This window comes from Pseudarthrobacter oxydans (genome assembly GCF_013314975.1).
In the GTDB taxonomy this organism is placed as follows: domain Bacteria; phylum Actinomycetota; class Actinomycetes; order Actinomycetales; family Micrococcaceae; genus Arthrobacter; species Arthrobacter oxydans.
The window spans coordinates 190,735-211,221 of the sequence record NZ_JABTYH010000001.1 but is presented as its reverse complement, the minus strand read 5'-3'; the positions used below and the strand labels follow the sequence as shown (position 1 = coordinate 211,221).

The 20,487-nt window shown below is 66.6% G+C and carries 17 protein-coding genes; 8 read left to right on the top strand and 9 right to left on the bottom strand.

The window, feature by feature from the left end; genetic code table 11:
* Window positions 1–46: 46 nt before the first annotated feature.
* The 3 genes from tpiA (at window position 47) to HTS88_RS00965 (ending at window position 1,680) form a co-directional block, all read left to right on the top strand.
* Entirely contained in the window at window positions 47–862 is an 816-nt protein-coding gene (gene tpiA, locus HTS88_RS00975; RefSeq protein ID WP_174174582.1) for a triose-phosphate isomerase, read from the top strand.
* Window positions 863–912: 50 nt separating this feature from the next.
* A complete protein-coding gene (secG, locus tag HTS88_RS00970) occupies window positions 913–1,170 on the top strand; it encodes a preprotein translocase subunit SecG (RefSeq protein WP_066275628.1) in 258 nt (85 codons plus the stop codon).
* Between the two features lie 117 nt (window positions 1,171–1,287).
* Window positions 1,288–1,680 carry an RNA polymerase-binding protein RbpA gene (locus tag HTS88_RS00965; protein ID WP_174174579.1) on the top strand — a complete coding sequence of 131 codons (393 nt, stop codon included), beginning with the start codon at window positions 1,288–1,290 and terminating at the stop codon, window positions 1,678–1,680.
* On the opposite strand, the gene pgl is transcribed toward HTS88_RS00965, so the two are convergent.
* Genes pgl through tkt form a run of 6 tightly spaced genes read right to left on the bottom strand, consistent with a single transcriptional unit; the run spans window position 1,633 to window position 9,854 of the window.
* Window positions 1,633–2,451, bottom strand: coding sequence for a 6-phosphogluconolactonase (gene pgl / locus HTS88_RS00960; protein WP_174174577.1), 819 nt, complete (start codon window positions 2,449–2,451; stop codon window positions 1,633–1,635). The genes HTS88_RS00965 and pgl overlap by 48 nt on opposite strands.
* Window positions 2,441–3,382 carry a glucose-6-phosphate dehydrogenase assembly protein OpcA gene (locus tag HTS88_RS00955; protein WP_174174574.1) on the bottom strand — a complete coding sequence of 314 codons (942 nt, stop codon included), beginning with the start codon at window positions 3,380–3,382 and terminating at the stop codon, window positions 2,441–2,443. The genes pgl and HTS88_RS00955 overlap by 11 nt, the downstream gene beginning before the upstream one ends.
* A complete protein-coding gene (gene zwf / locus HTS88_RS00950) occupies window positions 3,379–4,938 on the bottom strand; it encodes a glucose-6-phosphate dehydrogenase (RefSeq protein ID WP_174174572.1) in 1,560 nt (519 codons plus the stop codon). Before zwf ends, HTS88_RS00955 begins: the two co-directional genes overlap by 4 nt.
* A 15-nt stretch (window positions 4,939–4,953) precedes the next feature.
* The gene (locus HTS88_RS00945) at window positions 4,954–6,588 is read right to left on the bottom strand and encodes a glucose-6-phosphate isomerase (RefSeq protein ID WP_174174570.1); all 1,635 of its coding nucleotides are present in this window, start codon (window positions 6,586–6,588) and stop codon (window positions 4,954–4,956) included.
* Between the two features lie 5 nt (window positions 6,589–6,593).
* A complete protein-coding gene (gene tal, locus HTS88_RS00940) occupies window positions 6,594–7,709 on the bottom strand; it encodes a transaldolase (protein ID WP_174174568.1) in 1,116 nt (371 codons plus the stop codon).
* 27 nt (window positions 7,710–7,736) lie between these two features.
* A complete protein-coding gene (tkt, locus tag HTS88_RS00935; protein WP_174174793.1) occupies window positions 7,737–9,854 on the bottom strand; it encodes a transketolase in 2,118 nt (705 codons plus the stop codon).
* A gap of 543 nt (window positions 9,855–10,397) precedes the next feature.
* On the opposite strand from tkt, the gene HTS88_RS00930 reads away from it, so the two are divergent.
* Both HTS88_RS00930 and HTS88_RS00925 read left to right on the top strand, forming a co-directional pair.
* On the top strand, window positions 10,398–11,357 hold the full coding sequence (locus HTS88_RS00930; RefSeq protein ID WP_174174566.1) for a heme o synthase: 960 nt from the start codon (window positions 10,398–10,400) through the stop codon (window positions 11,355–11,357).
* A gap of 204 nt (window positions 11,358–11,561) precedes the next feature.
* Window positions 11,562–13,895, top strand: coding sequence for a SulP family inorganic anion transporter (locus tag HTS88_RS00925; protein ID WP_174174564.1), 2,334 nt, complete (start codon window positions 11,562–11,564; stop codon window positions 13,893–13,895).
* 72 nt (window positions 13,896–13,967) lie between these two features.
* Here HTS88_RS00925 and HTS88_RS00920 read toward each other — a convergent pair whose 3' ends face one another.
* The 3 genes from HTS88_RS00920 to HTS88_RS00910 are packed head-to-tail and all read right to left on the bottom strand — an operon-like array spanning window position 13,968 to window position 16,682.
* Complete coding sequence (locus tag HTS88_RS00920) at window positions 13,968–14,912, bottom strand: COX15/CtaA family protein (RefSeq protein ID WP_174174562.1); 945 nt, start codon at window positions 14,910–14,912, stop codon at window positions 13,968–13,970.
* 7 nt (window positions 14,913–14,919) lie between these two features.
* Window positions 14,920–15,717, bottom strand: a complete 798-nt coding sequence (locus HTS88_RS00915; RefSeq protein ID WP_174174560.1) for an ABC transporter permease — start codon at window positions 15,715–15,717, stop codon at window positions 14,920–14,922.
* On the bottom strand, window positions 15,714–16,682 hold the full coding sequence (locus HTS88_RS00910) for an ABC transporter ATP-binding protein (RefSeq protein ID WP_174174558.1): 969 nt from the start codon (window positions 16,680–16,682) through the stop codon (window positions 15,714–15,716). The genes HTS88_RS00915 and HTS88_RS00910 overlap by 4 nt, the downstream gene beginning before the upstream one ends.
* Window positions 16,683–16,877: 195 nt before the next feature.
* Between HTS88_RS00910 and HTS88_RS00905 the strand changes: the two genes are divergently transcribed.
* From HTS88_RS00905 to sufD, 3 genes are read left to right on the top strand one after another with little or no spacing between them, the layout of a single operon-like run.
* Window positions 16,878–17,720 carry a helix-turn-helix transcriptional regulator gene (locus HTS88_RS00905; RefSeq protein ID WP_397424891.1) on the top strand — a complete coding sequence of 281 codons (843 nt, stop codon included), beginning with the start codon at window positions 16,878–16,880 and terminating at the stop codon, window positions 17,718–17,720.
* Window positions 17,720–19,183: a Fe-S cluster assembly protein SufB gene (gene sufB / locus HTS88_RS00900; RefSeq protein WP_104187272.1), complete on the top strand. Its 1,464-nt coding sequence runs from the start codon at window positions 17,720–17,722 to the stop codon at window positions 19,181–19,183. The genes HTS88_RS00905 and sufB overlap by 1 nt, the downstream gene beginning before the upstream one ends.
* A 2-nt stretch (window positions 19,184–19,185) precedes the next feature.
* On the top strand, window positions 19,186–20,472 hold the full coding sequence (gene sufD / locus HTS88_RS00895; RefSeq protein WP_174174556.1) for a Fe-S cluster assembly protein SufD: 1,287 nt from the start codon (window positions 19,186–19,188) through the stop codon (window positions 20,470–20,472).
* The last annotated feature ends 15 nt before the right edge of the window (window positions 20,473–20,487 follow it).

Below are 20,487 nucleotides of genomic sequence, written 5' to 3'. Positions count from 1 at the left end.
CGGCAGCCTGCCGGCCGAACACTTATCAAGAACTTTTGGAGAACACGTGACAACGTCAACGAACGGCGCTTTCGACCGCAAGCCATTCATCGCGGGCAACTGGAAGATGAACATGGACCACGTGCAGGGCATCACCCTGCTGCAGAAACTTGCCTGGACCCTTTCCGACGCCAAGCACGACTACAGCCGGGTCGAGGTTGCCGTCTTCCCGCCGTTCACGGATCTCCGCGGCGTCCAGACCCTTGTCCAGGGAGACGACCTGGACATCGCCTACGGCGGACAGGACCTCTCACAGTTCGACTCCGGCGCCTACACCGGCGACATCTCCGGCCAGTTCCTGAACAAGCTCGGCTGCAAGTACGTCCTGGTGGGCCACAGCGAACGCCGCACCATCCACAACGAATCCGACGACGTCCTCAACGCCAAGGTCAAGGCCGCCTTCAAGCACGGCGTCACGCCGGTGCTCTGCGTCGGCGAAGGCCTGGAGATCCGCCAGGCGGGCACCCACGTCAACCACACCCTGGAGCAGTTGCGTGCCGGCGTGGCCGGGCTGACCGCCGACCAGGCCGCTGAGCTCGTCGTCGCGTACGAACCCGTCTGGGCCATCGGCACCGGTGAAGTGGCCGGCCCGGAAGACGCGCAGGAAATGTGCGCGGCAATCCGCGCCGAGCTCGGGCAGCTGTTCGGAGCGGAAACAGCCGCGAAGACCCGCCTGCTCTACGGCGGCTCGGTCAAGGCCAACAACGCGGCCGCGATCCTCAGGGAACGCGACGTTGACGGCCTGCTGGTGGGCGGGGCGAGCCTCGATCCGGCTGAGTTTGCTAGTATTGTCAGGTTCGAGAGTCACCTGGTGACGGACTAGTCCGTCCCGCCGCGCACACTCCCGCAATTCCAACTTCCTGAAAGGCCGTCGTGGACGTTCTTCATGTCATTCTGCAGATCCTCCTGGGCATCACCAGCCTCCTGCTGACGCTGCTCATCCTCCTCCACAAGGGACGGGGCGGCGGGATGTCGGACATGTTCGGCGGCGGCATGAGCTCCGGCCTCAGCTCCTCCGGCGTGGCCGAACGCAACCTGAACAGGTTCACTGTCGTCCTCGGCGTCACTTGGGGAATGGTCATCATCGCCTTGGGCCTGATCATGCGCTTCAGCGGCGGAGGCGACTCCTGACCCCTGACCCGGGAAAAGGGACCGCGCGGGCACTGCCGCCGCGCGGATCAGAGAACTAAACTGTGGCTGTCGGTTCCCGACAGCCACAGTTTTTGTTTAAGCAGGCAGGAGTCCCCGATGATTCATCCGGCATCAGGCTTCCGCGGCACCCGCGCGGGCGTCACGGAAGGGACGGGTTTCAGCTTCGAGTCCGAGGATCACGGCAAGGCGCTGCCCCGTATCCAAGTCTCTTATTGGTGCGCCAAGGGGCACGAGACAAGGCCGGTCTTCGTCAAGCTACCGGAGGACCAGATTCCGCTGGTGTGGGACTGCAGGCGCTGTGGTGCCGCAGCATCACGGGACGGGCAGGCAGCGGCGGCAGCGGATGCCATGGACGACGGCTACAAGACACACCTCGAATACGTTAAAGAACGGCGCTCCGGCCAGGACGCCGAAGACGTCCTGGCCGGAGCGCTGGAAAAACTACGCGCCCGCGGCGTCCTTGCGGACGAGCTGCTGCGGGACACGTGACGCGGCGTTCTCGTCAATAAGCCACAGGGTCCGGGACGTACCCCGCGGTCCTGCTGCCGGGACCTGTACCGGGTTGGCGCCCGCCAGGGCCAGCCCTACCGCACCGGCCTTGTCCTCTCCTGCCACCACCATCCACACCTCAGAAGCGGTATTGATGGCCGGCAGCGTCAGGGACACCCGCAGCGGCGGCGGCTTGGGTGAATTCCGGACACCCACCACCGTGCGTTCCTTTTCACGAACACCCGCCTGCTCAGGGAACAGCGATGCGATATGCGCGTCCGGGCCCACGCCCAGCAGGACAACGTCCAGCCGGGGGAGGGCAGCGGGTTCTTCGGGCCGGTCGTCCGACATGTCCGAGGCGTGCTCGGCTGCCGCAGCCTCCCGAAGCCTCCGGGCGTAGTCGTCGGCCGCTTCTTCCGGGCCGCCGAAATCGTCCGCGGATCCGGGCTCGTGGATCCGCTCAGGATCCACGGGTATGTGGGAGAGCAGCGCCTCGAACGCCTGGGTGGTGTTCCGGTCCGGGTCCCCGGCGGGAAGGAAGCGTTCGTCGCCCCACCAGAAATTCACCTTTGACCAGTCGACGGCCGGAGCCGCCGGAGAATCCGCAACCGCCTTGAGCGTGCCGATGCCCACGGTTCCGCCGGTCAGCACCACGGTTGCCTCGCCGAACTTATCCTGCACATCAACAAGCTTGGTGATCAGGCGGGCGGCAATGGCGGCCATCAGGACGGACGAATCAGGATGAATGCTTACTCTTGGGTCAACGCTCACTGGGTCGGACGCTCCTTAGATTTGTACGTGGCAGTCCAATAGTAATCACTTCCCCAAACACCTCGTCGGGGTCCAGTCGGCGGAGCTCCTCCGCGAGGCAGTCCCGCAGGCTGCGGCGCGGAAGCGAAATCCGCTGCGCCGGCTGGCCGGGCTGGGTCAGCTCGGCCACGGACAACCCGGGCCGGAAGAGCTGGATGTCCCCGCCGGGCCGCGTCAGCCGCACGCGCCGGATGCCCGTGCCTGCCGGGTCGGCAACGATGGTCACCGGCGCGTCCAGGGTGAGCGTCAGCCAGGCCGCGAGGAGGATGGTGCTCGGGGAATCAGAGGCACCCTCCACGGCGACTGACGTCACGGGGGAGGAGTCCACCTGGTCCAGGACCGCGGCAAGCTGGATCCGCCAGTTGGTCAGGCGCGTCCAGGCGAGGTCCGTGTCCCCGGCCTTGTAGGTGGACCGGATGTTCTCCAGGGCGCGCTGCGGATCAGGCTCGTTCGCGGAGTCGGTGATGCGGCGGTGGGCAATTCGTCCGATGGAGGTTTCGCAGGCATTCTCCGGAGCACCGTGCGGCCACCAGGCCACGATCGGTGCGTCCGGGAGCAGCAGCGCGGCCACCAGGGACTCGCTCTCGTGCGAGAGCTGCCCGTAGCCGCGCAGTACGATCACCTCGGAGGCACCGGCGTCCCCGCCCACACGGATCTGCGCGTCCAGGCGGTCCGGTGCCGTAGCTCCGGCGTCAGCCAGGACAATAATCCGGCAGGGGTGTTCCCGGCTGGCCTCGTTGGCGGCCTCGATGGCCTCTTCCTCAAGCCCGGACTTGGTGACCACCACCAGGGTGAGCACCCGGCCCAGGGCAATCACGCCGCCCTGCTCACGCAGGGACATGATCTTCTTGGAAACGGCTGAGGTGGTGGTGTCCGGCAGGTCTACAATCATGGCCTTCTCCAGGTTCGTCCGTCGCGGGCCAGCAGCTCGTCAGCCGAGGCGGGGCCCCAGCTGCCCGGGGCATAGGGTTCGGGCTGTTCGTTCAGCTGGGCCCAGTATTCCTCGAACGGGTCCAGGATCTTCCAGGACAGCTCCACTTCCTCGTGCCGCGGGAACAGCGGCGGTTCGCCCAGGAGCACGTCCAGGATCAACCGTTCGTACGCCTCGGGGCTGGACTCGGTGAACGAGTGCCCGTAGCCGAAGTCCATGGTCACGTCCCGGACTTCCATCTGCGTGCCCGGGACCTTGGACCCGAACCGGATGGTGACGCCCTCGTCCGGCTGGACGCGGATCACCACGGCGTTCTGGCCAAAGTCGTCCTCGGCGTGGTCGCGGAACAACAGGTTGGGCGCCCGCTTGAACACGACGGCGATTTCCGTCACGCGGCGGCCCAGGCGCTTGCCTGCGCGCAGGTAGAACGGGACCCCGGACCAGCGGCGGGTGTGGATGTCCACCCGGATAGCGGCAAAGGTCTCGGTGGTGGAATCGGCAGGAATGCCTTCCTCCTCCAGGTAGCCCTGGACCTGTTCGCCACCCTGCCAGCCTCCGGTGAACTGCCCGCGCGCCGAGTGCGTGGAAAGGTCATCAGGGAGCTTTACGGCGGCAAGGACCTTTTCCTTCTCCGCGCGCAGGTCGTCGGCGTTGAAGGAGATGGGCTCCTCCATCGCCGTCAGGGCCAGCAGCTGGAGCAGGTGGTTCTGGATCACGTCGCGGGCCGCGCCCACGCCGTCGTAATACCCGGCGCGGCCGCCCGTGCCGATGTCCTCGGCCATGGTGATCTGCACGTGGTCCACGTAGTTCGCGTTCCACAACGGCTCGAACAGCTGGTTCGCGAAACGCAGCGCCAGAATGTTCTGGACCGTCTCCTTGCCCAGGTAGTGGTCGATCCGGAACACCGCGTCCGGCGGGAACACCGATTCAACGATGTCATTAAGCTGCCGGGCGGACTCAAGGTCGTGCCCGAACGGCTTCTCGATCACCACGCGGCGCCACTTGTCACCCTCAGCCTGTGCCAGGCCGTGCTTGGACAGCTGCCGGCAGACCTGCTCGAAGGCCTTGGGCGGGATCGACAAATAGAACGCGTGGTTCCCGCGGGTGCCGCGCAGCTCATCAAGCTCATCGATGACTTCACCCAACCGCTCGAAGGCGTCGTCGTCGTCGAACTCTCCCTGCACGAACCTGATGCCCTCGGAGAGCTGGTTCCACACTGCCTCATCAAAGGGGGTGCGGGCGTAAGCCTGCACCGAGGCCTTCACCTCGGCGGCGAAGTCCTCCTTGTCCCACTGCCGCCGGGCAAAACCCACCAGGGCAAAGCTGGGGGGCAGCAGGCCACGGTTGGCGAGGTCATACACGGCGGGCATGAGTTTCTTGCGGGCAAGGTCACCGGTCACTCCGAAGAGGACCAGCGACGACGGACCGGCGATCCGGTTCAGGCGGCGGTCACGCGGGTCGCGGAGCGGATTCCGCCCACGGCCAGCAGACTTCCTGCCGTATTCAGTTTCTGGCATGGTGCTTTTCGTGCCTTAGCTTTCAGTAACGGAGGCTGACCTGGCGGACAGCGCAGCAATAATGTCCTGCAACTGTGCCACACCGGCAGCCCGGTCAGTGAGGTGCAGGCGAAGCACGGGACGTCCATGGTCGGACAGGACCTGCGCGTCGCCGGCAGCCTGCGCGGCGATCAGTTCACCGAACGTGAAGGGACGGTCCGGGATGGCGAGGTCCTCCGAGGAAGCAGCCGTGACCTGGAGGAACACTCCGATTGCCGGGCCGCCCTTGTGGAACTGGCCGGTGGAGTGGAGGAAGCGGGGGCCCCAGCCGAACGTCACGGGACGGCCGGAGACGGCGGCAAGCTCATCGCGGATGCCCTCGAGCTGAGCAAATGCCAGCCGGTCGAAGTAGGCCTGGACGCTGAGGTAGCTGTCGTTCTCCAGGGTGTCCAGCAGCGCCTTCACGGCGTCGCCGGCGGTGCGGGCATCTCCGAGCCAGTCGCCGCCGCGGACTTCGATGGCTCCGTCAACAAACGCTGCAGGAGTTGGCTCGGGCTGGGCGTCCAGCAGGCCGCGCGCAGCCACCTTGGCGGCCTCCACATCGGGCTGGTCGAACGGGTTGATGCCCAGCAGGCGTCCGGCCACGGCAGTAGCGAACTCCCAGACCATCATCTGGGTGGGCAGTCCGCCGGCGATGGCAACCTCGTTCTCACCAAGTTCGACGTCGGCATCGGCTGCTACCAGCCGCACCACCAGGACGTCCGGCGCGCCGCCGGTGACCTCGGGCGAGCCGGGCCCGGCAACCACGGGAAGCACGCCGGTGCCCAGCTTGCCGGTGGACTCGGCGATCAGCTGCTCGGCCCAGTCGGCGAAGCCCACAATGCCGGAGCCGTCCTCGGCAATGACGATCTTGTTCCGGAGGGGGCTGGTTCCGCCAAGGGCGGTTCCGAGTGCCAGGCCGATGTTTTCCGGCGCATCATCGTTGAGGATCTCCGCTGCTTCCTCGGCTTCATCCAGGAAAGCCTGGATGTCCACACCGGCCAGGCCGGAGGGCACAAGACCGAATGCGGTCAGCGCCGAGAAGCGTCCGCCCACGTTGGGGTCGGCGTTGAACACGGCACGGTAACCGGCGTCCCGGGAGGCCTTGTCCAGCGGGGAACCGGGATCGGTGACGATGATGATGCGGCTGGCGGCGTCGATGCCGGCGTCGTTGAACGCCTTCTCGAAGACCCGCCGCTGGGAATCCGTTTCAACGGTTGAACCGGACTTGGACGAGACCACGATCGCGGTCTCGTCCAGCCGGTCGGCGAGGGCTGCACGGACCTGGTCGGGGTCCGTGCTGTCCAGCACTGTCAGCTCGACGCCGGCGGTGCCGGCAATAACCTCTGGAGCCAGCGAGGAGCCGCCCATGCCGCACAGCACAATGCGGGTGACGCCTTCCGACGTCAGGGCGTCGCGGAGTTCCAGGATGTCCTTGACCAGCGGCTGGGAGACGGTGGCCGCCTCCACCCAGCCGAGGCGGATTGCCGACTCGGCTTCCGCATCGGGACCCCACAGGGTGTGGTCCTTGGCGAAGATGCGGGTGGCGATGCGTTCCTCCACGAGGACGGGGAGGTGCTGTTCCAATGCCTGCTGTGCGGCACCGGTGGCGTCGTAGCTGAGAGTGGTCATGTGGGTCAGGAAGCCTTCCGTGCAGCGGCGAGTGCGCCTTCGACGTCGGCCAGCAGTTCCTTCCAGCTGGCCACGAACTTGTCCAGGCCTTCGGATTCGAGGAGTGCCACGACGTCGTTGTAGGAGATGCCGAGCTTCTCCAGCGCGTCGAGGGTGGCGTTGGCTTCGGCGTAGGTGCCGGTGACAGTGTCCCCGGTGACCACGCCGTGGTCGAAGGTGGCGTCCAGGGTCTTCTCGGGCATGGTGTTCACGACGCCCGGGGCAACGAGTTCGGTGACGTAGAGGGTGTCCGGGTAGGCCGGGTCCTTCACGCCGGTGGAAGCCCACAGCGGACGCTGGGGGAGTGCGCCGGCTTCGGCCAGCAGCGCCCAGCGTTCGGTGGCGAACAGTTCCTCGTAGACCTGGTATGCCAGGCGGGCGTTGGCCAGGCCGGCCTTGCCCTTGAGTGCCTTGGCTTCCTCGGTGCCGATGGCGTCAAGGCGCTTGTCGATCTCGGAGTCCACGCGGGAGACGAAGAACGAGGCCACGGATTGGATCCTGGAAAGATCGTGGCCGTTTTCCTTCGCCTGCTCCAGGCCGGACTGGAAGGCGTTGATGACGGCGCGGTAGCGCTCCAGGGAGAAGATCAGGGTCACGTTGACGCTGATGCCCTCGGCCAGGGTGGCGGTGATGGCTTCAAGGCCCTCGAGGGTCGCCGGGATCTTGATGAGGACGTTGTCCTTGTTGACCCGCTTGTACAGGTGCTTGGCTTCGGCGATGGTGCCTGCCGTGTCCCAGGCCAGGCGGGGGTCCACCTCGATGGAGACTCGTCCGTCTACGCCCTTGGTGGCCGCAGCCACCGGCGCGAAGAGGTCGCAGGCGTCCGCGACGTCGGTGGTGGTGATCTCGAAGATGGTGTCCTCGACGCTGGCGCCGGCTGCTGCCTGCTTGGCGATGGTGGCGTCGTAGTCGGTGCCTGCCGTGATCGCGGCGTGGAAGATGGACGGGTTGGTGGTTACGCCAACCACGTTCTTTTCCTCGATGAGCTTCGCCAGGGTGCCGGTGTCCAGGCGTCCGCGGGAAAGGTCATCAAGCCAGATGGAAACTCCGGCGTCTGAGAGTTGCTGGGTGGGAGTAGTCATTGTTCTGTATCTCCTGGAAATCGTTGGTTAGGCCTGGAGGCCTGCGAGGGAGTCCTTGGCGGCGGCGGCGACGGCCTCTGCGGTGATGCCGAACTCCTGGAAGAGGCGCTTGTAGTCCGCGGAAGCGCCGTAGTGCTCCAGGCTGATGGAACGGCCGGCGTCGCCGACGAATTCCTTCCAGCCGAGGGCGAGTCCTGCTTCGACGGATACGCGGGCCTTGACGGCGGCGGGCAGCACGGATTCGCGGTAGGCGGCGTCCTGCTTGTTGAACCATTCGACGCAGGGCATGGAGACAACGCGGGCGGCGATGCCTTCGGCCTGCAGGGCCTCGCGGGCCTGGACGGCCAGCTGCACTTCGGAGCCGGTGCCGATGAGGATGACGTCGGCGGGGACGGTGGCGCCGTCCTTGGATGCTTCGGCAAGGACGTAGCCGCCCCTGGCGACGCCGGCGACGGAACCGAACGTGTCGCCGTCGGCCGCGCCGTCACCGCGCTCCCAGGTGGGGATGTTCTGGCGGGTCAGCACGATGCCGGCGGGGTTGCTGTGGTTCTCCAGCATGGTCTTCCAGGCGACGGCTACCTCATTGGCATCACCGGGACGGACAACGTCCAGGCCCACGATGGCACGCAGGGAAGCGAGCTGTTCCACCGGCTGGTGGGTGGGGCCGTCTTCGCCGAGGCCGATGGAGTCGTGTGTCCAGACGTACAGGGACGGAACACCCATCAGGGCGCCCAGGCGGATGGCGGGGCGCTGGTAGTCGCTGAAGATCAGGAACGTGCCGGAGAATGCGCGGGTCCGTCCGTGGAGGCTGATGCCGTTCACAATCGACGCCGCGGCGTGCTCGCGGATGCCGAAGTGCAGCACGCGTCCGTACGGGTTGCCGGACCAGGCGTCGGTCTGCTTGGAGGCAGGAACGAACGACGGCGAGCCCTCGATGGTGGTGTTGTTCGACTCCGCAAGGTCAGCGGAACCGCCCCAAAGTTCGGGGAGGACGGGGCCCAGTGCGTTCAGGACCTTGCCGGAGGCCGCGCGGGTGGAGACGTCCTTGCCGGCCGGGAAGACCGGAAGGGCTGCGTCGACGCCGTCGGGAAGTTCCTTGGCCTCGATGCGCTGCAGCAGCTCGGCGCCTGCGGGGTTGGCAGCCTGCCAGGCGTTGAAGGACTCTTCCCATTCCTTGCGGGCAGCGGCACCCCGGTCCACCACGGCACGGGCGTGGGCAAGGACGTCCTGGTCGACATCGAAGGACTTGGCGGGGTCGAAGCCGAGGACCTCCTTAAGGGCTGCCACTTCCTCTGCACCAAGGGCGGAACCGTGGATCTTGCCGGTGTTCTGCTTCTTGGGCGCCGGGTAGCCGATGATGGTGCGCAGCGAGACGATGGAGGGCTTGGACGTCTCAGCCTTGGCTGCAAGGAGTGCCGAGTAGAGCTCCTGGACGTCTTCCTTGTATTCGCCGGTCTTGGTCCAGTCGACGCGCTGGACGTGCCAGCCGTAGGCCTCGTAGCGCTTCAGGACATCCTCGGTGAAGGCGATGTCGGTGTCGTCCTCGATGGAGATGTGGTTCTCGTCGTAAACCACTACGAGGTTGCCGAGCTCCTGGTGGCCGGCGAGCGAGGAAGCCTCTGCCGTGACGCCTTCCTGGAGGTCGCCGTCGGACGCGATGACCCAGATGGTGTGGTCGAAGGGGCTCTCGCCCGCGGCAGCATCGGCGTCGAACAGCCCGCGCATCCGGCGCTGCGAGTAGGCGAACCCGACAGACGAAGCAAGGCCCTGGCCCAGCGGGCCAGTGGTGATCTCGACGCCGGCGGTGTGCTTGTACTCGGGGTGGCCGGGGGTCAGTGATCCCCAGGTGCGCAGGGCCTCAAGGTCCTTCAGTTCCAGGCCGTAGCCGGACAGGAACAGCTGGATGTAGAGCGTGAGGGACGTGTGGCCCGGAGACAGGATGAAGCGGTCACGGCCCAGCCAGTCGGGGTTCCGGGGGTCATGGCGCATCAGCTTCTGGAAAAGAAGGTACGCGGCCGGTGCCAGGCTCATGGCCGTGCCGGGGTGGCCGTTGCCAACCTTCTCCACCGCGTCCGCGGCCAGCACGCGGACAGTGTCCACCGCACGCTGGTCCAGGCTAGTCCAGGACAGTTCTTGCTCTTCCAAATGTGGCACGAAAACCGGGCCCCTCTCTGTGCTGATGGCAGGTGGCACACCGGATCCGCATGAAGGCACGCTGTGTGGCGCCCGCTGCGGTGTGTACCAGCCGTTCACCATCGAAACGTTGATCTTTCACTCAGCCACTGGCAGTTGGGAATGCGTTTTCCACCGCTTCCTTGCTGCGTGCTGATCTGGTGACAGCTTAGCTCTATTCCATTCTCCGGGCGGCCCAAATCTCACGTTTTGGACGCAATTTCCGCTTATGTGAATGCGTCTGAAGTGAGGTTGAGTTAATCTGCTCGAATTGGCGCGCGAGCGATCACCAGCACCAACAGAAGCCCTGGCGGGCGCTGATCGCCGCCCCGGCCGACCGGCCGTGGCGGGGAGGCCGGCGCGGTATGATATTCGGAGGCCAGCGCCGGGCTGGGGGACACGTGCCAGCCGCCCGGACTCCCGCTGTTGCGTGGATCACTGTTCCGCGGGCGCCCGGTTTTGGGGCGGGGCCGGACGACCAAGCTGGACAGCCAGACAGAACTGCCAACAGAACGGGTGACTGCCACCGTGAGCACAACAGATACGACGCTGAACGCATCACGGGCTTCGCGGCCCGGGATCGCCCGTAAAGCAAAGGCGTATCTCGCCCTCACCAAGCCCCGGGTCATTGAGCTGCTCCTGGTCAGCACGCTGCCCACCATGATCTACGCAGAGCGCGGGTTTCCCTCCATCGGGCTCATTCTCGCCACGCTCGTGGGCGGCGCCTTCGCGGCCGGCAGCGCCGGAGCCTTCAACTGCTACATTGACCGCGACATCGACAAACTGATGCACCGCACCGAGAACCGCCCCCTGGTCACCGGTGAGGTCACGCCGCGAGAGGCACTGATCTTCTCGTGGCTCCTGGGTGCTGCCGCCATCGCGATCCTGTGGTTCGGTGCGAACCCTCTGTCCGCCTGGCTCGGGCTGGGCGCCATCTTCTTCTACGTGGTGATCTATACGATCATCCTCAAGCGCCGGACTGCGCAGAACATTGTGTGGGGCGGGGCAGCGGGCTGCTTCCCCGTGCTGATTGCCTGGGCGGCGGTCACCAACTCGGTGGAATGGCCGGCCGTCATTCTCTTCATGGTGATTTTCCTCTGGACGCCCCCGCACTACTGGCCGCTGTCCATGCGCTACGGCGAGGACTACCGCAACGCCAAGGTCCCCATGCTCGGCGCCATCGCCGGTGCCAAGGTGGTTTCGGTGCAGGTGGTCCTCTACGCCTGGGCCATGGTGGCCTGCTCTTTGCTCATGGTTCCTGCCGGCGGAGCCGGATGGGTCTATACCGTCACTGCCGTCCTGGCGGGCGCGTGGTTCCTCTACGAGTCACACGCGCTCTATAACAGGGCGCAGCGTGAGGATATCTCGGACAAGCGGGCAATGAAGGTCTTCCACGGTTCCATCAGCTACCTCACCCTCCTGTTTATCGCCTTGGCCGTGGACCCGTTCATCGGCCCCGCCGTCATGGCAGGCTGACTCCACAGTCCTCTAAACCTCTAAACCTCTCCCGGCCGCGGCCGGGGGAGGTTTTTCTTTGACCAGGACTTAACGCCGGGGCAGGGGGAAGCAGGCGCCGTCATATGTATGACAGCACTGTCATGTTGGTCACTTTAGCCTGTCACGGCTCGTGACCGTGTGGTTACGGTGGAACTGCTCCTGTTCCCAAGCAAAGGAAGTTCCATGGCACAACCGCCGCACCCCGCCCCTGCTGTTGCCTCAAACCACAGCCCGCCGCCGGCCGGCACCAATAGCCGGTACGGGTTCCGCCGCCCGGTATTCCTGGCCCATCTTGCGGCCGACGTGCCTGCTTCGCTGGTGGTGTTCCTCGTTGCCCTGCCACTGTCGTTGGGAATCGCCGCGGCGTCCGGCGCGCCCGTCATGGCCGGCCTTATCGCTGCCGCAGTCGGCGGCATTGTGGCAGGGAGCCTGGGCGGGTCGCCGCTGCAGGTGAGCGGCCCGGCCGCCGGCCTGACCGTCGTCGTCGCCGGCATTGTCCAGGAGTTCGGCTGGCAGGTGACCTGCGCCATCACCGCGGCAGCCGGCGTCGTCCAGCTGCTGCTGGGCATCAGCCGCGTGGGGCGTGCCGCGCTTGCCGTCTCGCCGGTGGTGGTCAAGGCCATGCTGGCCGGCATCGGGGTGACCATCATCCTGCAGCAGGTCCACGTCCTGCTCGGATCGCAGCCGGCGGGGTCGGCCCTTGAGAACCTCAGTGCCCTGCCCGCCGCCATCACCGGCGTCGAACTGCACGCCGCCCTCCTGGGCCTTACCGTCGTCGCTATCCTCCTCGGCTGGAAGTACCTGCCCGCCGCAGTGCGCCGGGTCCCGGGGCCGCTGGCCGCCGTCGCTGCCGGCACGGCACTGTCTGTGGCGTTCGCCCCTGCGGTTGAACGCATCTCCTTCACCGGATCGATCCTGGACGCCGTCGCGTTGCCGCAGCTGCCCGACGGCAACTGGCGGGCAGCAGCCTTCGCCGTCCTGACGATGGCGCTGATCGCCAGTATCGAGTCCCTCCTGTCCGCCGTCGCCGTGGACAAAATGCAGCACGGCCCCCGGACCAACCTGAACCGCGAGCTGGTGGGGCAGGGGGCCGCCAATATCGTTTCAGGATCGCTGGGCGGGCTGCCCGTCACCGGGGTGATCGTGCGCAGCGCCACCAACGTGGAGGCCGGCGCCGCGACCCGGGCCTCCGCCGTCCTGCACGGTGTTTGGGTCCTTGCCTTCTCCGCACTCTTCGCAGGGCTGATCCAGCTGATCCCGCTGTCCGTCCTCGCCGGACTCCTGGTGGTCATCGGAGCCCGCCTGATCAAGGTGGCGGATATCCGCACCAGCCTCCGGACCGGTGACCTGCTGATCTATGCCGTGACCCTGCTGTGCGTGGTGTTCCTGAACCTGCTGGAAGGCGTCATGATCGGCCTGGCCCTCGCGGCGGCCAGTGTGCTGTGGCGCGTGTTGCGGGCAACAGTCCACGCCCAGGCGCCTGTTCCGCCGTCCAGGTCCTGGCGCATCACCATCGACGGTTCGTGCAGCTTCTTCGCCCTGCCGCGGCTCAACCGCGTGCTGCACTCGGTCCCGGCCGGCGAGCACGTGCTTGTGGAGCTCAACGCGGATTACGTGGACCATGCGTTCCGCGAGGCCCTGCTCGCCTGGCAGCAGCAGTACCAGGCCGCCGGCGGTACTGTCCTCCTTGAACATCACGGGAACACACTGTTCCAGGCCGCGGCGGACCAGGCACCAAAGCGCCAGGAAGCGCAGGAGCTTCCGCTCCCGCCAAGGACCTCGTGGCAGCCCGCTCCGGACGAACTGGCGGAGGGAAATGAAGGACAGGGCGCGCTGCCGCCATCACCGGTCCTGCTGGGCATCAACAAGTACCACCGCCGCTTCGCTGACAAGGTCCGCCCGCTGGTGCAGGACCTGGCGGAAGGGCAGAATCCGGACACCCTGTTCGTGGCCTGCGTGGACTCGCGCGTGAACCCCAACCTGATCACCAGCAGCGGCCCCGGTGACCTGCTGACGTTGCGGAACATCGGCAACGTAGTGTGCCACGACGGCCAGGACGCCTCGATCGACTCGGCCCTCTCCTTTGCCCTGAAGGGCCTGGAAGTGGACTCGATCGTGATCTGCGGGCATTCGAACTGCGGAGCCATGAAGGCCGTCATTGCCGATGCCGAAGGTGCGGGCAACCCCGGCCTTGGAACCGGTTTTGACGCCTGGCTGGAGCACGCCCGCCCCAGCTACCTCGAACTGCTGGCGGACCATCCGGTGGCCGCCAGCGCGGCTGCCGCTGGATATGGCAGGCTGGACCAGCTGGGCATGGTGAACGTCGCCGTCCAGCTCGCCAAGCTGGAAAGCCACCCGGTGGCAGGTCCCGCCCTGGCCGACGGGCGTGTCCAGGCGACGGGCCTTTTTTACGACATCGCCACCGCCCGGGTGGTGCTTGTGCGCCAGGCGGGCATTGAGTTCCTGGACCCGGAACAGGCTGCGGAGATGTCCGCCGCCCACGCACCGGCGCGTTAACCGCAGCGTCGACAGGCACGAAAAAGGGCGCCCCGGTTCACGAACCGGGGCGCCCTTGCCAGGCTTACAGGGTCAGGCCACGGGGCTTGACTTGGCGAGGTCCCAGGCGTTGGTCGCAGCGCCCATGAGCATGGCGGCGCCGAGCATGTGGGCGGCCACCAGCAGGGCCGGGATGCCGTTGTAGTACTGGGTGAATCCGATGACGGCCTGGAGCAGGGTAACGCCAAGGAGGCCGAGGACCGCCGTGCGGATGGGGCCAGTGATCCGCCGCAGCAGCACCAGCGCGAGCGCCACCAGGGTTCCCGCGGTCACCAGGTAGGCCGGGACGGCGTGGATGTGCGAGAACAGGTCCCAGTCCAGCCCGTTGCGCGGTGCATCGGCGTCTCCGGCGTGCGGACCGGCTCCGGTGACCACCACACCCAGCATGACGGCGACGGCGGAAAAAAGCGCGACGGCGGCCGTCACGGGACGCATGACCCCCGGCAGGGCGGCGAGGGGAACAGTGCGGAACCGGCCGGTCCGGCCGAACGCACGGTTGACCAGCAGCGTGGCAAGCACCACCAGTGCCATGGAAACCAGGAAGTGGAGGCCCACCACCCAGGGGTTGAGGTTGGTGAGGACGGTGATGCCGCCGATCACGGCCTGGGCGGGGATGCTGGCCAGCAGGCCCAGCGCCAGCAGGAAGAGGTCGCGGCGTTCCTTGCGGAGGTTCCACAGGTACACCAGCATCAGCGCGGCGACGGCCGCCAGGGCGAAGGTCAGGAGCCGGTTGCCGAACTCGATGAACCCGTGGATGCCCATCTCGGGCGTGTTCACCAGGGACGTGTCCGTGCAGCGGGGCCAGGTGGGGCAGCCCAGGCCGGAGGAGGTCAGCCGGACGGCTCCACCGGTCAGCACCAGCAGGGTCTGCCCGATCAGGGAGGCCACGGCGAGGCGCCGGACACTTGCATCCACGGTGCGGGGCAGCCGTGATGCGAGGCGGCCGGCGAACTGGGGAAGGCGGAAGGCGGTGCTCACGAGTATCTCAATTCCACTTGAACCAACGGATTGCTGCGGCCCCGGCAGTAACTGTCCAGAGCACCAGTATGAGGGAGGCGGCGCCATTCAACGCACCGTGCAGGAAGGCGTCCCGCAGCGCTTCGCCGAGTGCGCCCGAGGGCAGGAGTCCAACGATCTGCTGGGCCGCCGCGGGCAGCCGTTCCGCAGGAATGACGATCCCGCCAAGGGCCCCCAGGAGGATCCAGAGCAGGTTGGTGATGGCCAGGGTTGCTTCGGGACGCACGGTTCCGGCCACCAGCAGCCCCAGGGCGGTGAAGGCCGCCGCGCCCAGCGCGAGGAGGAACAGCCCGGGAACCCAGCCGGCCGCCGTCGGCTGCCATCCGAGGCTAAGCCCGACCGCTGCCACCACGGCAACCTGCAGGCAGAGCACCGCCAGCACGGAAAGCACCTTGCCGGCGATCAGCCCGCCCCGGCCCAGGGGAGTCGTGGACAGGAAACGCAGCACACCGTACCGGCGGTCGAATCCCGTGGCGATGCCCTGGCCCGTGAAGGCTGTGGACATGGCGCAGAGGGCCAGGATCCCCGGGACCGCCACGTCGATTCGGCTCGGCCCCAGGCCGTCCAGGAACGGGGTCACCGTCAGGCCAACAAGCGCCAGCAGCGGCAGGACCACCGCGAGGATCAGCTGCTCGCCGTTCCGGAGCATCGCCAGCGCCTCGTATTTGCCCTGGAGCAGGATGCGGCGGAGCAGGGATGCGGGCTGCTGCCGGGCGGGTGCACCGGCCCCTGCAGCGGGAGCGGTGCCCGCGGGGGTCGGGTTCATCGGATGTCCTTTCCCGAGATGTCCAGAAAGACGTCTTCAAGGCTACGCGCCTGCAATGACATGGCGGCGGGCATGACGTCGTGCGCTGCCCACCATTCGGCGAGCATGGCAAGGTGCCGGGGAGTCAGGGTTCCCGTGGCGGTGTAGCTTCCGGCCCGCTCCTCCAGGACCACGACGTCGGCGGGCAGTACGCCGGACAGGTCCAGTCCCGGCTTCGCGTCGAAGGTGAGGGTGCGCACGTGGTCAGCGCCGGCGTCGACGGCGGGTCCGCGCTGCAGCAGTTCCTGGACTGTTCCTTCGGCGACATTGCGGCCGCCGTCAATGATGTAGACGTAGTCAGCCAGCCGCTGGGCGTCATCCATCAGGTGCGTGGTGAGGATGATGCCCATTCCCGCATCGCGCAGCTCGCCGATCAGCTCGAACACCAGTTGGCGGGACTGCGGATCCAGTCCTGCGCTGGGTTCGTCGAGGAAGAGGACCTCCGGCCTTCCGACCAGGGCGGCCGCGAGGGCCAGGCGTTGCTTTTGCCCGCCTGAAAGCCGGCGGACGGTGGTCCGGCTGAAGGTGTCGATGCCGAGCCTTTGGATGAGGTCGTCCACGGGCCACGGGTGGGCGTAGAGGCCGGCAATGTGCCGCAGCAGGGGGACAGGCCTGGCCGACGGCGGGAGGCCGCCGTCCTGGAGCATCACGCCTACGCGGGAGCGCAGTTCCGCCCCGGCCGTTGCGGGGTCCTGGCCGAGCAGCGAGATGCTCCCGCCGCTGCGCTTCTGAAGGCCCTGGGCGCATTCCAGGGTGGTGGTTTTACCGGCGCCGTTGGCACCCAGCAGGGCTGTGACCTGCCCGCGCTCGGCGGAAAGTGAGACGCCGCTCACCACCCGGAGCATTCTTCCGTCCATGCTGGAAAGCGGGCCTACATCTTTAACAAGCCCGTTGATGGACAGAACGGGGGACAGGGGCGATCGCACCCCAGTATTCTACGGGAAGTAGTATTACCGGCGGTCCTCCGGGACTTCGGCCGGCATCCGGGGTTTTCGTCCAGGTGCGCAGGGTGCGCGGCCGGTGAAGTCTGCATACGTGGACGAAAACTCCAGAGGTGGGGTTCAGCACAGGCCAGCCTCGCCTTACTGGAATGCGGGACTAAATTACGACACTATTGTGTTGTGTATTCCATGACCAACGCTACTGCTGTGCCTGTTGCCCGGCACGGGGCCTCCGCTGTTACAGCGGAACGCGGCGCCCTGCCCGCCGGGCCGGTAGCTGACGCCGACGAGCGCACGCGCGACCGCGTCCTCGCGGCCGTCCTGGAACACGGGCCCGTCAGCGCCGCCGAACTGGGCGACCTCCTGGGATTCACCCCGGCCGCCGTCCGCAGGCACCTGGACCATCTGTCCCGGGCCGGCGTCATCGAGGTCAAGCGGGTGGCAAAATCCGGCAGCGGCGCAGGCCGCCCGGCACGCCGCTACGTGCTCAGCTCCCAGGGCCAGTCGAGCCTCGGCAACGACTACCTGGACATCGCCGCCCTCGCCCTCCAGCAGCTCCAGAAGGTTGCCGGGCCGGACGCTGTCCGGGCCTTCGCCGTCGAGCGTTTCGCCGAGATGGAACGCCGCTACGCCCCGGAAATCGACCAAGCCGGCCCGGACATCACCGACCGCGCCAAGGCCCTGGCGGACGCCCTGACCCGCGACAACTTCGTGGCCTCGGCCGCCTCCATCGAAGCCAAGGCTCCGCTGCCCGCCGCCCTTTCCAGCGTCCAGCTCTGCCAGGGCCACTGCCCCATCCAGCAGCTTGCCGCCCGCTTCCCCGTATTCTGCGACGTGGAAACCGAAGTCTTCTCCCGGCTGGTGGGCGTTGACGTGCGCCGGCTTTCCACCCTGGCCCGCGGCGGCCACGTCTGCACCACCCACATACCCACAGGCCGGCTGCCTGCCGGGGGCCCCCCAACGCCCCCGGCAGCCCCCGCCAGCCTGACTGAAGTAAACAACCATCAGCAAGAAAGGCCGTGATGACGGACCAACTATCAGAGAAAGCAGTAGCCGAAAACACTGTGATCTCGGAGATTCTCGAGAAGAATCCCGAGCTTCACGGCATCGGCAACTACGAGTACGGCTGGGCCGACAAGAACGACGCCGGCGCCAACGCACGCCGTGGGCTCAACGAAGAAGTGGTCCGGGACATCTCGGCCAAGAAGAGCGAGCCCGAGTGGATGCTTGACCTCCGCCTCAAAGGCCTGAAGTACTTCGACCGCAAGCCCATGCCCACCTGGGGTGCGGACCTTTCCGGCATCGACTTCGACAACATCAAGTACTTCGTACGCTCCACGGAGAAGCAGGCTGCCACGTGGGAAGACCTGCCCGAGGACATCAAGAACACCTACGACAAGCTGGGCATCCCCGAAGCTGAAAAGCAGCGCCTGGTGTCCGGCGTCGCCGCCCAGTACGAGTCCGAGGTTGTCTACCACCAGCTGCGCGAGGACCTTGAGCGGCAGGGTGTCATCTTCCTGGACACCGACACCGCGCTCAAGGAACACCCTGAGATCTTCCAGGAGTACTTCGGCACGGTCATCCCCGTGGGCGACAACAAGTTCGCGTCGCTGAACACCTCCGTCTGGTCCGGTGGCTCCTTCGTCTACGTCCCCAAGGGCGTCCACGTGGACATCCCGCTGCAGGCATACTTCCGCATCAACACGGAAAACATGGGCCAGTTCGAGCGGACCCTGATCATCGCGGACGAGGACTCCTACGTCCACTACATCGAGGGCTGCACCGCGCCGATCTACACCTCGGACTCGCTGCACTCCGCCGTGGTGGAGATCATCGTGAAGAAGGGCGCCCGCGTCCGCTACACCACCATCCAGAACTGGTCCAACAACGTGTACAACCTGGTGACCAAGCGTGCCATCTGCGAAGAAGGCGCCACCATGGAATGGGTCGACGGCAACATCGGCTCCAAGGTCACCATGAAGTACCCTGCCGTCTACCTCGTGGGCGAGCACGCCAAGGGCGAGACGCTGTCCATCGCGTTCGCCGGCGAAGGCCAGCACCAGGACACCGGCTCGAAGATGGTGCACATCGCGCCCAACACCAAGAGCTCCATCATTTCCAAGTCCGTGGCCCGTGGTGGCGGACGTGCGGCCTACCGCGGCCTGGTGCAGGTCCGTGAGGGCGCCAAGCACTCGGCCAACACCGTCCGCTGCGACGCGCTGCTCGTTGACACGATCAGCCGCTCGGACACCTACCCGTACATCGACATCCGCGAGGATGACGTTGTCATGGGCCACGAGGCAACTGTTTCCCGGGTCAGCGAAGAGCAGCTCTTTTACCTGATGTCCCGCGGCATGCGCGAAGACGAGGCCATGGCGATGATCGTCCGCGGCTTCATCGAGCCGATTGCCCGCGAACTCCCCATGGAGTACGCACTTGAGCTGAACCGCCTGATTGAACTGCAGATGGAAGGGTCCGTCGGATAACGATGACTGAAATCACTACTGAAAAGGCACGCATCGGCGCGCCTTCAGCCCAGCCGTTCATAGACGGCTTCACCGAAGAAGGCGAAAGCCTCTCGCCCATCAACGCGGCAGGCTCCAAGGCCCCGCTGGCCGGCGCTGCGGCGAAAAGCCACTCCCATGGTGGCGGCGTCGGTGTTCCGGACAGCTCACGTGCCGGCCGCCTGACGTCCTACAGCCTCGCCGACTTCAAGCCGCTCACCGGCATGGAGGAAGACTGGCGGTTCACCCCGCTCAAGCGCCTCCGCGGGCTGCACTCGGAGGTCCTGTCCGGCACGGCACCCACCGTCGTCGTCACCGGCCCGGAGGAAATCACCGTGGAGAGCGTCGGCCGCGACGACCGCCGCATCGGCACCGCGGGTATCCCCGAGGACCGCGTCTCCGCCAACGCCTGGGAGAACTTCGCCGGTGCCACCGTGGTGACCATCCCTTCCGAATTCGAAGCGCTCACGGAAGTCAGCGTCGACATTGAAGGCACCTCACTGGACCCGGCTGCCCAGCACCTGGTGATTGTTGCGGAGAAGTTCTCCAAGGCAGTTGTTGTCCTGAACCACCGGGGATCCGCCATCGTCTCCGAAAACGTCGAGATCATCGTGGAAGACGGCGCCAGCCTGACGGTCATCACGCTCCAGGAATGGAACGACGACGCCGTCCACGCCTCCTCCCAGCAGGCGAAGATCGGCCGAGACGCCAAGCTCAAGCACGTCATGGTGAGCCTTGGCGGCGACCTGGTCCGCGTCACGCCGTCGGCCCGTTTCACCGCCCCCGGCGGCGAGGCTGAAATGTTCGGCCTGTACTTCGCCGACGCCGGGCAGCACCTGGAGCAGCGCCTGTTCGTTGACCACGCCGTGGCCAACTGCAAGTCCAACGTGCTCTACAAGGGTGCACTGCAGGGCCGCAACGCCCACGCAGTGTGGGTTGGCGACGTCCTGATCCGCAAGGAAGCAGAAGGCACCGATACCTACGAGGCCAACCGCAACCTGCTGCTGACGGACGGCGCCCGTGCCGACTCCGTGCCCAACCTCGAAATCGAGACCGGGCTGATCGAGGGTGCGGGCCACGCCAGCGCCACCGGCCGGATGGATGACGAGCACCTGTTCTACCTCATGGCACGCGGCATCCCTGAGGATGTCGCCCGCCGCCTGGTGGTCCGCGGCTTCCTGAACGAGATCATCCAGCAGATCAAGGTCCCCTCCATCGAGGAGCGGCTGACCGAGGCTGTTGAGCACGAACTCGCTCTCACGGACAACTAGAAGGCACGGAGCACG

Excerpts from the sequence above, each read along its gene's own strand:
- HTS88_RS00965 (WP_174174579.1), top strand. The coding sequence starts at position 1,288 with ATGATTCATCCGGCATCAGGCTTCCGCGGCACCCGCGCGGGCGTCACG.
- HTS88_RS00955 (WP_174174574.1), bottom strand. The coding sequence starts at position 3,382 with ATGATTGTAGACCTGCCGGACACCACCACCTCAGCCGTTTCCAAGAAG.
- zwf (WP_174174572.1), bottom strand. The coding sequence starts at position 4,938 with ATGCCAGAAACTGAATACGGCAGGAAGTCTGCTGGCCGTGGGCGGAAT.
- HTS88_RS00945 (WP_174174570.1), bottom strand. The coding sequence starts at position 6,588 with ATGACCACTCTCAGCTACGACGCCACCGGTGCCGCACAGCAGGCATTG.
- tal (WP_174174568.1), bottom strand. The coding sequence starts at position 7,709 with ATGACTACTCCCACCCAGCAACTCTCAGACGCCGGAGTTTCCATCTGG.
- HTS88_RS00925 (WP_174174564.1), top strand. The coding sequence starts at position 11,562 with ATGGCACAACCGCCGCACCCCGCCCCTGCTGTTGCCTCAAACCACAGC.
- HTS88_RS00915 (WP_174174560.1), bottom strand. The coding sequence starts at position 15,717 with ATGAACCCGACCCCCGCGGGCACCGCTCCCGCTGCAGGGGCCGGTGCA.
- sufB (WP_104187272.1), top strand. The coding sequence starts at position 17,720 with ATGACGGACCAACTATCAGAGAAAGCAGTAGCCGAAAACACTGTGATC.
- sufD (WP_174174556.1), top strand. The coding sequence starts at position 19,186 with ATGACTGAAATCACTACTGAAAAGGCACGCATCGGCGCGCCTTCAGCC.